The sequence below is a fragment of the Cognatiyoonia sediminum genome, from assembly GCF_900129845.1.
Taxonomy (GTDB): Bacteria; Pseudomonadota; Alphaproteobacteria; order Rhodobacterales; family Rhodobacteraceae; genus Cognatiyoonia; species Cognatiyoonia sediminum.
The window spans coordinates 135,481-151,439 of record NZ_FQXB01000002.1; the positions used below are offsets into that span (position 1 = coordinate 135,481).

Consider the following 15,959-nt stretch of genomic DNA (forward strand, 5'->3'; position numbering starts at 1 on the left):
CATTGCGAAAGCAAAAGCGCCGAGCCCCATCACCCCGCCAAATCCCCATCAATTTTGCGCGCATACCCGCGCGGCGTGTACATCCGTGGGCCCGTGCCCAAATGCGCCAACCGGCTGTGCGACGACCCAACCAAAACGACCGTCAACATATCAACCTCGTCGACATCCAGCTCATCGAGACGCCGATACCGAATATATTCCTCAGGCCGTCCCAGCGAACTTGCCAGCAAGACCGGTGTCTCTGCTGGCCGGTGCTGCAACAGAATCTCCCGCGCCTCCGCCAAAAGCGTCCGGCGTCGTTTCGATACGGGGTTATAGAACGCAATCACAAAATCCCCGTCCGCCGCAGCCGTCAACCGCTTCACAATGTCCTCACGCGGTGTCAGCAAATCCGATAAAGAAATCGCGCAGAAGTCATGCCCCAGTGGCGCACCCGACCGCGCTGCTGCCCCTTGCAAGGCACTCACCCCAGGCGAACAGACCACGTCGACTGCCTTTGCCGCCTGCGACACGCCCAGCACGTCTTCATCGCGATCCATCAGCTCAAACACAAGCGCGCCCATCGCGTAAATACCCGCATCGCCTGAACAGACGAGAGCAACGTTCTTGCCCTTTGCCGCCTCTTCCAAGGCATAGCGGCAGCGATCCTCCTCTCCACCAAGTGGAAAATCAGTCCGGGTCTTACCCCCCGCCAAAGGCCCAAGCAAATCGATATAAAGCCCGTAGCCAACGAGTTCCTCTGCCTCAGACACCAGCTTCGAGACTTCCGGCGTCCGCCAACTTGACTGACCCGGGCCAATCCCCACAATCGACAACCGCCCTCGCGCCTGCCCTTGCAATTCAACCAAAGGCTGCGGCGCGATGCCAATCGCGCAGGTTGCATTTGCAGTCTTCTGTTTCGCAAACCACAAGGTGTTGTCGCCCGACTGCGACAAAGCCGCAGCCTCGGCCACCGAATGCGTGCCGATCTCCTCAAAAACTACCTCAGAGGGGTTCTGCACCCGACCTACTTGCTGTTCCAACTCTGCAGCAGAGAAGAACCGCAACGGCACTCCCAAACGCGCCGCAAGATCAAGGATCGCAGGCTCATCCGCTTTCAAATCCACGGTATTGATAGAGTGCAGCGCCTTTGGGTCCATCTCAGCCTCCGCAATCATGCGATTTACAAGCTCCGCCAACTCTTCCGGCGGGCAATTGCGCGAACATCCAACACCCAATGTCGCGCGTTGAGGGTGGAACGTCATCACGCCCTCAACCGCAGGCGCCATCGTCGCCGCAATCTCAACCCCCGCCTCGCCCTCAGCTTGAGGCAACGCCTGCAACCAATCGGCACCCTCAGCTTCGGCCCCAGTCAAACGCGCGGCCTTCCCGTCCAACAGCTCCGCCATCGTCTGCTTTGCCAAATCCGGCGTCCCAACAGACCAGCCCAAGGGTGGTTCATCCAAAGCAATCCCAAGCGACACATCGCCTGCAGTTGTTACGGCTGCCGCGCCACCCAAAACCTCAGCAATTTCCTTCGCCAAACGGTTCGCGCCTCGATGACCGCCCAACAACGGCACAACAACTGAGCCGTCATCACTGACCGAGACCACCGGTGGCTCCGTTGTCTTATCCGACAACAAAGGCGCGACCCCACGGATCAAAATCCCGCTGGCGCACACGCCCACGATCGGACGCCCCGCCGCAAACAAATCGCGGGCATGATCCAAGGCATTGGCAAAGAACGCATCGGCGCGTTCAACACGGCCTTCACGCCCATGCACCTGCGCACCGATCGCCGCAGCCACACGATGCGCGACATCCTCACCAGAACGCGACAGCGCCAAAACAACAGGGTTCAGAGCCACGGATCAGCCCCTTTCGTCAGCAAAATCATTGAAAAATAGGGCGCCTTCTCTGGCGCCTCTGACAACGGCAAAACCACCTCTTCCGGCAGACTTGCCCGCTCCACATAGACAGCTTTGTCGGTCAAACCCAAAGCCTCGATCACCGACCAGATCTTTGGCAGATGCCGCCCAACCTTCATAATGGCCACGCTCTCCGCACCTTCAATCCGCTTGGTAAGTTCCGCTTCATCCAGCGGGCCTGGCAAAATCGTCAACCGCTCATTCCGCGCTGCCAAAGGCATCCCCGCCCGCGCAGCACAGGTCGTCACGGAAGTGACACCCGGCACGACCTCAACGTCATAGCCATCCGATAACCGAGCGAAGAGATACATGAACGACCCATAAAAGAACGGGTCCCCTTCGCAAAGGCACACCACATCTTCACCACGATCCAAGGCCGCCGCAATCTGCTCTGCCCCTAAGTCGTAAGCCTCCTGCGCAGGCGCACGCGCGACCGTCATCGGCACATCCATGACAATCTCGTCCACACCGTCAGGAATCACCTCCGCCGCAATCGATCGCGCAAAGCTTTCTGCCCCAGCCAGCGTCGGATAAGCGATAACTTTCGCCTCTGAAATCAACCGCACTGCCCGAACAGTCATCAACTCCGGATCACCGGGGCCAACCCCAACGCCATAAAGCGTGCCTTGGGACGGCGGGTGGGGCGATGGCGTCAGCCGAGCGTCACCTGTCGTCATCTCTTCACCAAGCTCCACTGCGTCACAGGCATCGCCGGACGCCAGCCTGTCAAACGACCAACAGGTTCCGCCCTTTGAACAGACAATCGCACCAATTCGCCGCCAAACTCTTTCGACAAGGCCAAAAGTTCCGCCTCAGATTCCAATGTCACCGCATTGGCCACCAAACGTCCCAAGGGACGCAACGCCTCCCAAGCTGCTTCAAACGTCTCGCGGCTCAACCCGCCCCCGATAAAAATCGCGTCGGGCGCTTCCAAACCGTCCAAAGCCTGCGGCGCTTGTCCCTCAACCAACGACAGCTTCGGCGTACCCAACGCCATTGCATTGGCCCCCGCCATCGCCCGTCGGTCGTCCCTTGGTTCAATCCCAATCGCGCGGGCATATCGCGCCGCCCGCATCCATTCGATCGCGACAGAGCCGGACCCGCATCCGATGTCCCACAACAACGCCCCGCGCATCGGCATCAGCTTGGCCAAGGTCGCCGCGCGCACCTCTTGCTTGGTCATCGTGCCGTCGGATTGGAACAACACATCGGCCAATCCCGGAACACGCGGCAAAAGCGCCGCATTAGGGGCCGCCACACACTCCACCGCCAAGGTATTGAACGCAGGCACCTCATGCGCCCAATCTTCTGCGATCCCATCAAAGCGTTGCTCGTTTTCGCCACCCATCGCAGCCAGAACACTCATCTTAGAAGCCCCAAACCCGCGCTCTGCGAGGAACTTAGCAATCTGCGCCGGCGTCTCCGCCCCCGTCGTCAAGACTAGCAACCGCGCGTCCGGCTGAATGAACGCGATCATCTGCTCCACGGGGCGGCCATGCACTGTCAACGTTTCCACATCCGCGAGCGACCAACCCATACGCGCTGACGCCAGCTGAAACGCCGACAATTGCGGGTGATACACGATTTCGTTTGGATCAATCGCCCGCCCGATCCGTGCTCCGACAGAGAACCAAAGCGGATCGCCCGTGACCAGAACCACGACACGACCGCCCTTGTGGCTTTCGATCGTGTCAATCATGGCATCAAAGGGCGACGGCCACGCAACGCGCTCCGCTGAAACGCGGCCCGCCAAGTCATGATGCCTTTGACCGCCGATAATCACCTCAGCAGCTTCAACGACGGCTGTCGTTGCAGGCGTCAGGCCATCAAGCCCGTCTTCCCCGATCCCAACGATATGCAACCAAGGCGAGGTCACTTGTCTTGCCCCTCCGGTGTTCCAACCGCCAGAGCGTTCACCGCCGCCGAAGCAATGGCAGATCCACCTCGGCGCCCGCGCAAAGCAACAAACTCGCAGCCGCGCGGGTTGGCCGCCAACTCCGCCTTCGATTCCGCCGCGCCAACAAAGCCAACCGGAAACCCAAGGATCACCGCAGGTTTCGGCGCCCCCGCCTCAATCCGTTCCAGCAACCGAAACAAAGCAGTCGGCGCATTGCCAATCGCGACAACAGCCCCGTCCAGATGCGCGCCCCACAAATCGACCGCTGCCGCAGACCGCGTATTACCGATCTCTTTCGCCAGGGCAGGTACGCCAGCCTCATTCAGCGTCACAATCACCTGATTGCCCGCAGGTAGATACCGACGAATGATCCCAGCACCAACCATCTCGCAATCGCACAAGATGGACGCTCCAGACATCAGCGCCTCATGGCCCGCCTGATAAGCGCCCTCTGACCACACCAAACGATCCGCCACCTCGATCATCCCGCAGGCGTGAATGACACGCGTGATCAGCGGGCGCATATCTTCCTGAAACCGCTCTAAACGCGCCTCTGCCCGCACGGTTTGAAAGCTTTCAGCATAGATCGCCTGAGGGTCTTTTAGATAGGGCCGCATCGCCTCACCTATGCCTTTGCCTTGCGCGCGCTCTCAGGCCCCAAAGGGTGCTTGGCGTGCGGATATGGGGCGTGGTGGTGATCATGATCGTGATGATGATGGCCATGGTCATGACTTTGATCATGGTCGTGACCGTGGTGATGATGATGGTGGTGGTGGTCATGCGCCATTTCCAACCGGCAAACCCCTGTGCAGAAGGTGTCACAATGCGCACAGTCTTCGACATTCGACCCCGGCGCGTTCGCGCCTTGCCCCTCAACATGGTGGTGGTGGCTTTCTTGAACCGCGCCAACTTCCGCCTCAAATCCTAAAACCTGCGTGCGGTATTTGCACAAAACACATGTCGGTGGTGGCACATCGCCAAAGGCTGGATGCCCTTTGCCTTTTTCAGCGGCCAAAGCGATCCGCTGTTCGGGCGTGATCTGCAGAACATCCTGCCCCTCAATTGCAAGAACTTGCGTCCGATACTGACAGGTGCCGCAGTTTGGTGGAGGCGTTGCGCTATCCTGTTCCAGAATACGTTCGGCAAAAGTTTCCAGCACCTTCGGGTGATCCCCAAGATAGCCCGCTTTCACAAAATGAATGTCCGGATGCTCCGCTGCCACCTGATCCGTGAAGCCATAAATCCGGTCGATCAAAATGCCTGAGAACAGGAAGTAAGGGAATACAACAACGCGCTTATAAGTAAGCCGCGCCACATGCTGCAAACACGGCTCCACAAGCGGGAAAGTCACGCCGGAATAGCCAACCTCACACCAACCAAAGCCCATTCCTTCCTGCAAAAGGCGGGCGATCTTGGACACGTTGGAATTGGCATCGGGATCAGAGGCACCGCGACCAATGACAACCAAGCAGGTTTCGGTCAAAGGCACGTCACCTTGCTCTACATTGGCTTGTTCGATTGCTTCCTCGATCCGCCCTGCGGCGGCAGCAACCATCTTCGGGTCAACACCCAACTCACGACCGTAAGACACCTCCATGCCGTGTTTCGCGGCATAGGTGTTCAAAACGGTGGGAATGTCATTTTTGGCGTGCATTGCCGCGAACAGCATGCCCGGCACCGCCAGAATCCGTTCGCAACCGGCGGTCCGTAGCTTGTCTAAGCCATCACGAATGACGGGGTTCGCAAATTCAAGATAGCCATAGTCGGTCTGCCAATCTTCTGGCAGATAGGTGGGGAGTTTCTCTGCTAGGGTCGCGAATTCATCCACGGCAGATTGGCTGCGTGACCCGTGGCCACAAATCAAAACACCCGTCTTCATGCCGGCTCCTCCTCAAGCTCGTCCGCTTCGTCAGATTCGGCCTCGTCCTGCTGTTTTTCTTTGTGTTTTGCCCACAAAGCCGCCAAAGCAGCAGCCCCAATCGCACCCAAGGCAATCCAATGGTTATGACCACTCGCTTCGATGATATGACCAGGATGAGCAACAGCCCAAGAAGGCAAAAACATCCATAAAACAAGAAGATACCGCATCTTTCCCCCTCTATCTCCAATCACAAAGAGGACCGCAAATCTGCAGCGCTATGACGATGTGTTGCGTCTGGTCCCCTGTTTGGGTCGACCGCAGCATCACCAACCTCTCCGGCCCATCCGAGCTTCGTCGTGCGAGGGGTATAGGTTCCCGCCTAGCAAGGCGCAATCGTAGAAACGCCGCGACACAGCGTAATCCCGACCTGTGCAACGACGCACCAACGCTATGCGTGGGCTGGCATTGGTGGCAAAGCACCACAGCGCTATCTGACTGCCAACAGAACGAAAGGAATGCGTCATGGGTCAATTGGTAGACGGCGTCTGGCACGATGTTTGGTATGATACGAAATCAACGGGTGGTGCCTTCAAACGAACCACGGCAAAATTCCGCAATTGGATCACTGCCGATGGCAGCGCCGGTCCCTCTGGTGAAGGTGGCTTTCCTGCAGAATCCGGGCGCTATCACCTTTACGTTTCCTACGCCTGCCCTTGGGCGCACCGAACACTCGTGTTCCGCAAATTAAAAGGGCTCGTAGACCATATCACGATCTCCGCCGTTCACCCTGACATGCTATCTGACGGTTGGACGTTTGAAACCGATGATAACGGCGCGACCGGCGATACTCTTTACGGCCTCCCCTTTGCACGAGACATCTATACAAAAGCTGAACCTGAAGTATCTGGCCGCGTAACCGTTCCGATCCTCTGGGACAAACAGCGCGAGACGATCGTGTCGAATGAATCGTCAGAGATCATCCGCATGTTCAACTCCGCCTTTAACGATCTCACCGGAAATACTCTGGATTTATGGCCAGCAGAACTGCGGGACGAAATAGAGACGTTCAACGCTCGAATCTACGACACCGTCAACAACGGCGTCTACAAATCCGGGTTTGCCACCACGCAAGAGGCGTATGATGCAGCCGTTGGTCCGCTCTTCGACAGCCTAGACTGGTTGGAGGATCACCTCTCTTCCAACCGCTACATCATGGGCGATCAAATCACCGAAGCGGACTGGCGCCTATGGACGACCCTCGTGCGGTTCGATCCGGTGTACCAGCTGCATTTCAAGTGCAACCGCCGCCGCCTGATCGACTACCCAAACCTATGGGCCTATACGCGAGAGCTCTATCAATGGGATGGTGTCGCGGAGACGGTCAATATGGATCACATCGTGCGCCATTATCACTACAGCCACGAAAGCATCAATCCACATCGGATCATCCCGATCAATCCACTGCTAGACTGGATGGAACCTCATCGGCGCGGCTAGGAACGCTTCCTTAGTGGTAGACGATTTGCGCTAAATCCTTTGGCGGCGTGCCGCTTTGCACCAAGGCACGCGCGTTTCCACTATGCGCAAAGATCGACCCATCGGAAAAAAAGGTTGTGTTGGTCACAAAGATCACCTTGGCCTCTGGTTGGCGAAAACAAGCCATGTCGGCAACGCTTAATGCGTTGCCGTCCTCTAACATCAGATCAAGCACAATGGCGTCAAACTGCGTGTCTTCGATCTGGGCGATGGCATCAAAGCCATTTTGAGCGATAGAGACCTCAGCACCCAATCTAACCAAATGACCACGCCATATTTCACCAAGTGCACGATTGCTTTGAACGATAAGCGTTCTCATGCCACCCCAACCCTTTCCGGGCAAATGACGGCTTGCCCATTAACTACACGTAAACACACCTAAACTCTCCATTTACTCAAAAAGTTAACGGGAAGTTAACGAGACGTAGCGATCTGAGCACTTCTTCTAAAATTTGCGCAACCGCTTGCGAAACAGGCGAGAATCCGCTTGAAAGCGCAGCAACAAAAAAGGTTTGACCATGACGACATGGATTACAATTTGCGACACCTGCAAGCGCGATGGCTGGGACTCGGCGACCCAACCTGAAACGGATGGTGAGATTTTAGCAGGCTTGATCGAGGCCGCGGCTGAGGGGGCTCAAGACGTGCAAACGCGCCGTGTTTCTTGCCTGATGGGCTGCAAAAACGCATGTAATGTGGCGATCCAAGCCGATGGAAAGTTGAACTACACCCTTGGCTCTTTTGACCCAGCTCAGGAAGACGCGGAAGGGATCGTGGCCTACGCCGGCCTTCATGCCCAAAGCGAAACAGGCCAAGTGCCCTACCGCGAATGGCCACAAGCCATCAAAGGGCATTTCGTAACGCGGCACCCGCCGCTGCCGAAACCAGAATGACAAAAACGCGCGACCATGGCGGCGGCCTTGATGCCGCGATGGCGCGTTGGGGCGGCCAGCGCAAGGACTGGGTTGACCTTTCGACGGGTATCAACCCACATCCCTATCCCATTGGACAGATACCGAGCCACAGCTGGACAGCACTTCCCGATGAGGCCGCATTCAAAAGTTTGGAGACTGCCGCCCGACGCTTCTGGAACATCCCACCGCAAGCGGACATCCTTGCAGCGCCCGGAGCGTCCGCTTTGATCGCACAAATGCCGTCAGCTCTCTCTGGCCAAAGCGTCTATATTCCCCCACCTACATACAACGAACACAAGGCTGCCTTTGACGAGGCCGGTTGGAATGCAAGCGACGACGCCGATGCGCTGGTCGTTGTTCACCCGAACAATCCGGATGGACATCTTTGGGAGGCCTCCTCCCTATCCGCAAAGCAGATCATCATCGACGAAAGTTTTTGCGATGTAGCGCCTGACCAATCTCTCATTGATCTTTCCCGGCGCGAAGGTGTCATCGTGCTCAAAAGCTTTGGCAAATTCTGGGGCCTCGCCGGTTTGAGACTCGGGTTTGCCATTGGCGATCCAGACATCATTGCAAAGCTTCGCGCCAAACTCGGCCCTTGGCAGATTTCTGGCCCGGCATTGGAAATCGGAGCAACCGCCCTCGAAAACTTCGATTGGGCGGAACAGACGCGCGCTGCTCTGTCAAACTCGGCAAACCGCCTAGACGCGCTCATGCAAAATGCTGGTACAACAGCGTGCGGCGGCACGTCGCTTTTTCGCCTCTACGAAGTCGACGATGCTGCAATTTGGCAGAACAGGCTCGCAGAGCACCATATCTGGACCCGCATCTTCCCTTATTCGAAGACATGGCTCCGGCTAGGCCTTCCGCCGTCTGATCGCTGGGCACAGTTGGAGAACGCCCTGTGATCCTCGCGCTCGGGATGATCCTTGACGCGCTCTTTGGGGAACCCAAATGGCTCTGGTCCAAAGCGCCCCATCCAGCCATCTTGATGGGCCGATCGGTGGGGTATTTCGACAGAACTTTAAATTCAGGCACACATCGAAAACTGCGCGGTTGCCTGGCCCTCGTCCTCCTCCTCTTGATCGCGCTCCTCCTAGGGCTGGCGCTACAGGCGCTCCCCTACAAAATCGCCGAAGTCATCTGCCTCGCAATCCTTCTGGCCCAACGTTCATTGGTCGACCATGTGTCAGCCGTCGCCCGTGCCTTGCGTCTGTCACTCAATGACGGAAAGCGATCCGTCGCCATGATAGTCGGACGAGACACACAAGACATGGACACCTCAGACGTCAGCCGGAGCGCAATAGAAAGCGCGGCTGAGAACCTCTCAGACGGCGTCATCGCCCCGATCTTTTGGTTCTTTCTCGCTGGCCTCCCCGGCCTTCTTAGCTACAAAATCACCAATACGGCTGACAGCATGATCGGCTATAAGACGGAACGCCACAAAGAGTTCGGCTGGGCCTCCGCCCGCTTTGACGACCTCCTGAACCTCATCCCTGCCCGCCTCACAGCGCTCTTAATCTGGCTCACCCAACCGCGACCGAACACTATCCAGTACATCCGAGCCGAAGCCCCCAAGCACCGCTCTCCCAACGCGGGTTGGCCGGAAGCAGCAGCTGCCTACAACCTCGATGTCGCTCTGAGCGGACCACGCACCTACGACGGGCGCAAGGTGGACTACCCCTTTGTGAACGCAGGGGGCCGCAAGACGCTTGGTCCATACGACATCGACGCCGCTGTTCGCCTCCTTTGGGCAACTTGGGCGCTATGCCTCTTCATCGTGATCGCAGTTTCACTCTTCTAACCTCCGACAGCCGTGCTACTTTCCACTCAACCTCAAGTGGGAGAAACAGGATGAAACGCGCACTTGCCCTCGCTTTGGCCCTCACAGCTGGTAAGGCAACAGCTCAAACATGCGGCGGATCGGTCTCCGACTTTATCGCTGGTGTCAGCGAAGAAGCCGCTACGCGCGGTATCTCAGCCGAGACTTCGCGCCAATTCTTCCAAGGGTCCGGCATTGATCAATCCGTCCTGCGGGCCGATCGCGCGCAAGGGGTGTTCCAAAAGGATTTCATCAGCTTTTCGCGCGCCCTGATCAGTCAAAACCGCATCGACAATGGTCGGATTTACGGCGACCGCTTCGACCGCACCTTTGACCGGATCGAAGCAGAATTTGGCATCCCAAGGGGCGTTCTTCTCGCCTTTTGGGCTTTTGAGACCGATTTCGGCCAAGTGCAAGGCAACTTCAACACCCGCAACGCCTTGCTCACCCTCGCCCACGATTGCCGCCGCCCCGAGCTTTTCCGCCCACAATTGATCGCAGCGATTGAGCTTTTTGAGCGCGGTGAATTTGACCCCGCAACAACCACAGGCGCGTGGGCTGGCGAAATCGGCCAAGTGCAGATGCTACCGCAAGACATCATTGACCATGGAATGGATGGCGATGGCGATGGTCGTGTTGATTTGAAAGGCTCGTCGCCTGACGCCCTAATGTCCGGCGCTAATGTTCTTTCGTCCCTGGGATGGCGTCCAAACGAACCGTGGCTCCAGGAAATACGCGTGCCATCTGATCTTGATTGGTCGATCACTGGCCTCAACAAAAAACGCCCTGTGAGCGAATGGGCCGATCTAGGAATCACTCCCCGCGAAGGCGCGCTTGGCCCGTCAGATTTAGAGGCCGCCGTACTCCTGCCTCTGGGCCGCAACGGCCCTGCCTTCCTCGCCTACCCAAATTTCGACGTCTATTTCGAATGGAACAAAAGCCTCGTCTACGTCACAACGGCTGCCTACTTCGGTACGCGATTGATGGGCGCCCCCGTTTACGACGCAGGCAACCCGTCTGCGGCCTTGAGCGGTGAGGAGATCAAGGCGCTTCAAACGAAACTTGAGGCCCGCGGCTTCGACGTTGGCGGGATCGACGGAATCCTTGGCGCCAAAACACGCGACGCGGTTCAGACAGAGCAGCAGCGCCTTGGCCTACCTGCCGATGCTTGGCCCACAAAAGACCTTTTGAACGCGTTGTGATCCGCCCCCAATACCATTTTCGCTGGATCGACGGACAGCTCCACAGCTGGGACATACGCAAACTCGTACGCCTCGCCGAAGACCAGCCGGTCATCGATGTCGCTTTGGACGACATAAAGGAAATCAACGAACCCTACTGGTTCGGCAAGGGCGGCGATATCCCGACCTGCAATCGCATTATGGAACATGCCAAACAGGTAGAAGAGACCAATCTAAGCTACCCAATCCTGCTCTGTTCAGAAGGTCGCGTAATGGATGGAATGCACCGCATTATGAAGGCGCACGGGCTTGGCCATGTAACAATCAAGGCGAAGCGATTGCTCAAAACACCCCCACCGGACAACATCGGGAAAACACCGAACCAACTGAGTTACGACCCCTAGGGACGGTGGGAGGGGCGCATTGCCCAATCGGGCAAAGGCGGCTCCCCCGTTCTACCGGGCCTCTTTCACCGGAAACCGATTGCCATCCTCGGTCAACAACACCAACCGCGTCCCGTCATGCACATATTTGTCACAGCGCGAAAACCCGTTGTCGAAATTGGAACAGACGACGCCATCCTGACCATCATCCTTCAACGCGTAGCTGCCATAAGCGCGCGCGCCGTCAGTATAGGTGTAAGTATAGGTCCCGCTTACGGAAAAGAACGATACGCCACCGTCAAAAAACTCATGCGTGCGCCCCACAACATCCGCTGCCATTCCATCGGCATCCAACACCCGATCACTGTCTCGAACCGCAAAATCCTGCGCGGCTGCTGGCAGCCCCAGACACATCAAAACGGCAGCAAACATCAATCTCATACGAACCCTCCATGTCCCATGACCCTAGCGCAGCCACAGAAAACACCGCATCACGTTGCAGAGAGGTTAAGCGACGAGCTGTTCAGCCTTCTTGAGGTCAACCGACACCAGCTGCGACACACCCTGTTCGCCCATCGTCACACCAAAGAGCCGATCCATCCGGCTCATCGTCACAGCATGGTGAGTGATGATCAGGAACCGCGTCTCGGTCCGGCGGGTCATCTCATCCAGCAAATCACAGAACCGCGTCACGTTGGCATCGTCCAAAGGCGCATCCACCTCATCGAGCACACAGATCGGAGCTGGATTGGCCAAGAACACCGCAAAGATCAACGCAAGCGCAGTCAGTGTCTGTTCCCCGCCTGACAACAAACTCAGGGTCGACAGCTTCTTACCCGGCGGCTGACACATAATTTCCAACCCAGCCTCAAGCGGATCATCACTCTCAACCAGCACCAGCTTCGCCTCACCGCCGCCAAACAAATGGGTAAAGAGCAGGCCGAAGTTCTCGTTCACCTGTTCAAACGCGGTCAATAGCCGCTCGCGTCCTTCTTTGTTGAGGCTCGCAATCCCACTCCGCAAAGCCGCAATCGCTTCTTCCAAGTCGGACTTCTCTTTGACCAGCGTGTCATGCTCTTCCTGAACCTCAATCGCATCCTCTTCGGCCCGCAGGTTCACAGCACCTAAAGCGTCGCGCTGGCGCTTGTATTGGTTGACTTGGTTCTCGATTACTTCCGCCGCAGGCATATCATCAGGGGACACATCCAACGTCTCAAGCAACGTCTCAGGCGTCACATCCTGCGCTTCCCTGATTCGCTCTGCTGCATAAGCGACAGTCTCTTTCGCCGCATCTGACCGCGCCTCAGACCGCGCCCGCGCCTCGCGCGCCTCCGATGCTTCGCGCTCCGCATCCCGCTCCGCAACTGATGCGTCCCGCAGAGCCGTATCGCCCTCCGCCAAACGATCAGACGCCGCTTTGCGCCGGTCTTCGGCCTCGTCAATCGCCGTCGCCAGCTCGTCGCGCTTGGCTGCAATCACCTCCGGCGCCGCGATGGCGTCTTTCAACTCCGCCTCAGATGTCTCTTTGCGCTCCAACAATTCCGCGGTCCGCTTATGAGCTGTCTCCAACCGATGCTTCCAGCCAGACACCTCTTTCGTGATCTCCTGAGACCGCTTTAACCGCGCCTCGCCTTCACGTCGCACTTCATCAAAGGCAGAGCGTTTCGACATCATCGTGATCCGTGCCGCCTCAACCGTCATTTTGATGTCTTCGACCTCAGCCCGCGCGGCATCCAGATCGCCCAGATCAGCAAAGGCCTTCTCTGCCTCGGTCAAAGCAACCCGCGCCGACAAGGCCTCATCCTCATGCCGCTTCACCGCGAGACCGGAAGATTCCAACTTGCCTTCCGCCAAATTCCGATCCGCTTCGGCGCGACTAGCCGCGCGATTGGCCTCAGCCACCAACCGGTCCGCATCTCGCCGCGCTTGCCGCGCTTTCTGATCTGCTTCGGTCAGCTCCGACAGCCGCGCTGTCAAAGCATCATGCGCCTGCGCCGCGCCAATGGCCTCCGCATTACGTTCTTCCAAATCCCGCTTTAATTCGACGAGCCGGTTCAACTGCTGCAACCGCAATGCTGCCGCCGATGGTGCATCTTCCGCCCCAGCGCGAAACCCGTCCCAACGCCACAAATCCCCTTCAAGCGACACCAACCGCTGCCCGGGTTTCAAATCAGCCTGCAACTTGGCGCCAACTTCGGCGTCAACCAAGCCGACTTGCCCCATGCGGCGCACCAGAACCTCTGGCACACTCACATAGTTGGTCAGCGATTTCACACCATCCGGCAAAACCGGCGGCTGTGTATACCCCGGCAAAGCCGCCCAACCAGACGCAGCATCATCCGCCACGGCGGGCGCACGCAAATCATCCGCCAAAGCCGCGCCCAGCGCCTTTTCATAACCGCTTTCAACGCGCAGCAAATCAAGAACCTGCCCACCTTCTTGGGTATCCCGCTCCACCAACCGAGCCAAGGCCGCCACTTCCGCACGCAAGGCATTGGCCTCGCCCTCGGCTTCAGACCGGCGCCCGCGCGCCTCGCTCTCGCGCTCTTGCGTCTCAGCCCGCGCAGCCTCCGCCGTCACTAGCGTCTCATCGGCCTTCTCAGCCGTTGCAACCGCCGCGCGCTCCGCCTCTTGCGCGGCTTCATGGTCCGCTTCTGCTTTAGCCAAGTGCGCCTGTGCCTCAACTTGCGCAGCCTTCGCCCGCTCCGCCTCAGCCGCGTTCTTCTCAACCGTGGTGCGGCTGTCTTCCAACAACCGCTGTGCCGACTGGTGCCGCGCGGCCAGCCGCGCCACATCCTCGGTCAGCTGAGACAGATCACCTTCACGCTCCTGCAACTTAGACGCCGCCTCGCTGGCCTCCAACTGCGCCGCCTCAAGCCGTCCATCGTGACCTTCGCCCGCCTTAGCGATCTCTTCCGCTTCCCACTCCAACCGCTTGATCGTTTCGCCCGCATCGCGGTTCAACCCGCTCTCACGCTCAATATCGTGACCCAGCTGCGCAATCCTCGCCTGCAATGTCTCGATGGTCGACACCGCCCGTGCCTCTTCATCGTTCAACGTATCACGCTGCACCTGCAACCGCTGCAAAACCGCCGCCGCCACAGCCTCTTCCTCGCGCAAAGGCGGCATCGCTTCTTCGAATTCCTGCCGTTGCTTCGCTGCCTGTCGCGCTGCGGTCTCCGCCTGAGCCGCCGCCGTCGTCCGCGCGCGCAGCTCATCAGCCGCTGCTGCCAAAGCCTCATCCGCCTCGCGCCAACGGCGATAAAGCAACATGCCCTCAGCCTTACGTAGCGCCTGGCCAATCTCGCGATACCGCGCCGCTTGCCGCGCCTGACGCGCCAACTGGCTCAACTGAGACGCCAATTGCTCAATCACATCGTCCACACGCGTCAGGTTGGTCTCCGCCCCTTTCAGCTTTAACTCTGCCTCATGGCGCCGCTGATAAAGCCCCGAAATCCCCGCCGCCTCTTCCAAAATCCGCCGACGCGATTTTGGCTTAGCGTTGATCAGCTCCGAAATCTGCCCCTGCCGTACCAACGCCGGCGAATGCGCACCGGTGGAGGCATCGGCAAATAGCATCTGCACGTCCCGCGCCCGCACGTCTTTCGCGCCAACCTTATAGGCGGACCCAGCATCCCGCGTGATCCGACGAATGATCTCCAGATTATCCGTGTCATTAAAAGCTGCTGGCGCCAGCCGCTCCCCATTATCGATATGCAGCGACACTTCTGCAAAGTTCCGCGCAGGCCGCGTCGCAGCCCCGGCAAAGATCACGTCTTCCATGCCACCACCGCGCATCGCCGTCGGACGGTTCTCTCCCATCACCCACCGCAAGGCCTCAAGCAGATTCGACTTTCCACAGCCATTCGGCCCAACAACGCCCGTTAACCCATCCGCGATAATCAAATCGGTCGGGTCCACAAAGCTTTTGAAGCCGTTCAGCCTGAGTTTAGAAAAGCGCACCTACGTCGCCCTTGCTTGATTCTTGGTTTTGACAAAGATGACGCCGCGCCGCGGCCCGAGTCAACGAAAACGCCCCGTATCTAGCCCCAGACGCCTACTTATCCACAACATATCGCGAATTTTTGCCCAAACCTTATCGTCTTTTGAGCTTAAATACCTCTGCCGGAGGCTCCAACACCTCGACTCGCGCCGCAATTGACACAGGCGCGGTCGGAATCAATCTTGACGCCCCGCCCCACTAATCGCACACCTATTCTGCACGGTTCCTTGACAGGTGCGAAGCGCCTTGAGGATGAAACTGGGAATGTGGACGGGCCGATCCAATCCGGAGGCCCAAAGCCACAGCCGCCCCCGCGACTGTATGCGCAGAGCAGGTGCCAATAACGCCACTGGGACAATCCCGGGAAGGCAGGCACTCGCATAGACACGCAAGCCAGGAGACCGGCCGCGCTGAAACGAAACAACCCCGTCGGGTGTGACGGGAAAAGGAGCGAA

Annotated in this window: 15 protein-coding genes and 1 riboswitch; of the genes, 6 read left to right on the forward strand and 9 right to left on the reverse strand. The window is 58.2% G+C overall.

The annotated features are described in order from the left end of the window. Positions 1 to 29: 29 nt before the first annotated feature. From cobJ to BUA85_RS08930, 6 genes are read right to left on the reverse strand one after another with little or no spacing between them, the layout of a single operon-like run. A complete protein-coding gene (cobJ, locus tag BUA85_RS08905) occupies positions 30 to 1,847 on the reverse strand; it encodes a precorrin-3B C(17)-methyltransferase (RefSeq protein ID WP_072900600.1) in 1,818 nt (605 codons plus the stop codon). Continuing rightward, a complete protein-coding gene (cobI, locus tag BUA85_RS08910; protein ID WP_072900877.1) occupies positions 1,838 to 2,584 on the reverse strand; it encodes a precorrin-2 C(20)-methyltransferase in 747 nt (248 codons plus the stop codon). The genes cobJ and cobI overlap by 10 nt, the downstream gene beginning before the upstream one ends. Next, positions 2,581 to 3,783 carry a precorrin-6y C5,15-methyltransferase (decarboxylating) subunit CbiE gene (gene cbiE / locus BUA85_RS08915; RefSeq protein ID WP_072900601.1) on the reverse strand — a complete coding sequence of 401 codons (1,203 nt, stop codon included), beginning with the start codon at positions 3,781 to 3,783 and terminating at the stop codon, positions 2,581 to 2,583. Before cbiE ends, cobI begins: the two co-directional genes overlap by 4 nt. Next, the gene (locus tag BUA85_RS08920) at positions 3,780 to 4,421 is read right to left on the reverse strand and encodes a precorrin-8X methylmutase (RefSeq protein WP_072900602.1); all 642 of its coding nucleotides are present in this window, start codon (positions 4,419 to 4,421) and stop codon (positions 3,780 to 3,782) included. Before BUA85_RS08920 ends, cbiE begins: the two co-directional genes overlap by 4 nt. Positions 4,422 to 4,429: 8 nt before the next feature. Further along, positions 4,430 to 5,683, reverse strand: a complete 1,254-nt coding sequence (locus BUA85_RS08925) for a sirohydrochlorin chelatase (RefSeq protein ID WP_072900603.1) — start codon at positions 5,681 to 5,683, stop codon at positions 4,430 to 4,432. Beyond that, the gene (locus tag BUA85_RS08930; protein WP_072900604.1) at positions 5,680 to 5,892 is read right to left on the reverse strand and encodes a DUF6732 family protein; all 213 of its coding nucleotides are present in this window, start codon (positions 5,890 to 5,892) and stop codon (positions 5,680 to 5,682) included. The genes BUA85_RS08925 and BUA85_RS08930 overlap by 4 nt, the downstream gene beginning before the upstream one ends. A 295-nt stretch (positions 5,893 to 6,187) precedes the next feature. Here BUA85_RS08930 and BUA85_RS08935 point away from each other — a divergent pair, with 295 nt between their 5' ends. Continuing rightward, positions 6,188 to 7,162 (forward strand): glutathione S-transferase family protein, encoded by a 975-nt coding sequence (locus tag BUA85_RS08935; RefSeq protein ID WP_072900605.1) that lies wholly within the window; start codon positions 6,188 to 6,190, stop codon positions 7,160 to 7,162. A 10-nt stretch (positions 7,163 to 7,172) separates the two neighbouring features. On the opposite strand, the gene BUA85_RS08940 is transcribed toward BUA85_RS08935, so the two are convergent. Further along, positions 7,173 to 7,520, reverse strand: coding sequence for a response regulator (locus BUA85_RS08940; protein WP_072900606.1), 348 nt, complete (start codon positions 7,518 to 7,520; stop codon positions 7,173 to 7,175). A 199-nt stretch (positions 7,521 to 7,719) separates the two neighbouring features. Here BUA85_RS08940 and BUA85_RS08945 point away from each other — a divergent pair, with 199 nt between their 5' ends. The 5 genes from BUA85_RS08945 to BUA85_RS08965 are packed head-to-tail and all read left to right on the forward strand — an operon-like array spanning position 7,720 to position 11,522. Beyond that, the gene (locus BUA85_RS08945; RefSeq protein ID WP_072900607.1) at positions 7,720 to 8,094 is read left to right on the forward strand and encodes a DUF1636 family protein; all 375 of its coding nucleotides are present in this window, start codon (positions 7,720 to 7,722) and stop codon (positions 8,092 to 8,094) included. Further along, complete coding sequence (locus tag BUA85_RS08950; protein WP_072900608.1) at positions 8,091 to 9,023, forward strand: threonine-phosphate decarboxylase; 933 nt, start codon at positions 8,091 to 8,093, stop codon at positions 9,021 to 9,023. The genes BUA85_RS08945 and BUA85_RS08950 overlap by 4 nt, the downstream gene beginning before the upstream one ends. Continuing rightward, positions 9,020 to 9,919, forward strand: coding sequence for an adenosylcobinamide-phosphate synthase CbiB (gene cbiB / locus BUA85_RS08955; RefSeq protein WP_072900609.1), 900 nt, complete (start codon positions 9,020 to 9,022; stop codon positions 9,917 to 9,919). The genes BUA85_RS08950 and cbiB overlap by 4 nt, the downstream gene beginning before the upstream one ends. A gap of 50 nt (positions 9,920 to 9,969) precedes the next feature. After that, a complete protein-coding gene (locus BUA85_RS08960) occupies positions 9,970 to 11,139 on the forward strand; it encodes a lytic murein transglycosylase (protein ID WP_072900610.1) in 1,170 nt (389 codons plus the stop codon). Continuing rightward, complete coding sequence (locus BUA85_RS08965; RefSeq protein WP_207548138.1) at positions 11,136 to 11,522, forward strand: hypothetical protein; 387 nt, start codon at positions 11,136 to 11,138, stop codon at positions 11,520 to 11,522. The genes BUA85_RS08960 and BUA85_RS08965 overlap by 4 nt, the downstream gene beginning before the upstream one ends. 51 nt (positions 11,523 to 11,573) lie before the next feature. Here the strand turns inward: BUA85_RS08965 and BUA85_RS08970 are convergent, their stop codons facing one another. Together BUA85_RS08970 and smc are read right to left on the reverse strand one after the other, a co-directional pair. Beyond that, positions 11,574 to 11,942 (reverse strand): hypothetical protein, encoded by a 369-nt coding sequence (locus BUA85_RS08970; protein WP_072900611.1) that lies wholly within the window; start codon positions 11,940 to 11,942, stop codon positions 11,574 to 11,576. 66 nt (positions 11,943 to 12,008) lie between these two features. Then, the gene (smc, locus tag BUA85_RS08975; RefSeq protein ID WP_072900612.1) at positions 12,009 to 15,464 is read right to left on the reverse strand and encodes a chromosome segregation protein SMC; all 3,456 of its coding nucleotides are present in this window, start codon (positions 15,462 to 15,464) and stop codon (positions 12,009 to 12,011) included. A gap of 243 nt (positions 15,465 to 15,707) precedes the next feature. Further along, a riboswitch (cobalamin riboswitch) is annotated at positions 15,708 to 15,928 on the forward strand. Positions 15,929 to 15,959: the final 31 nt, after the last annotated feature.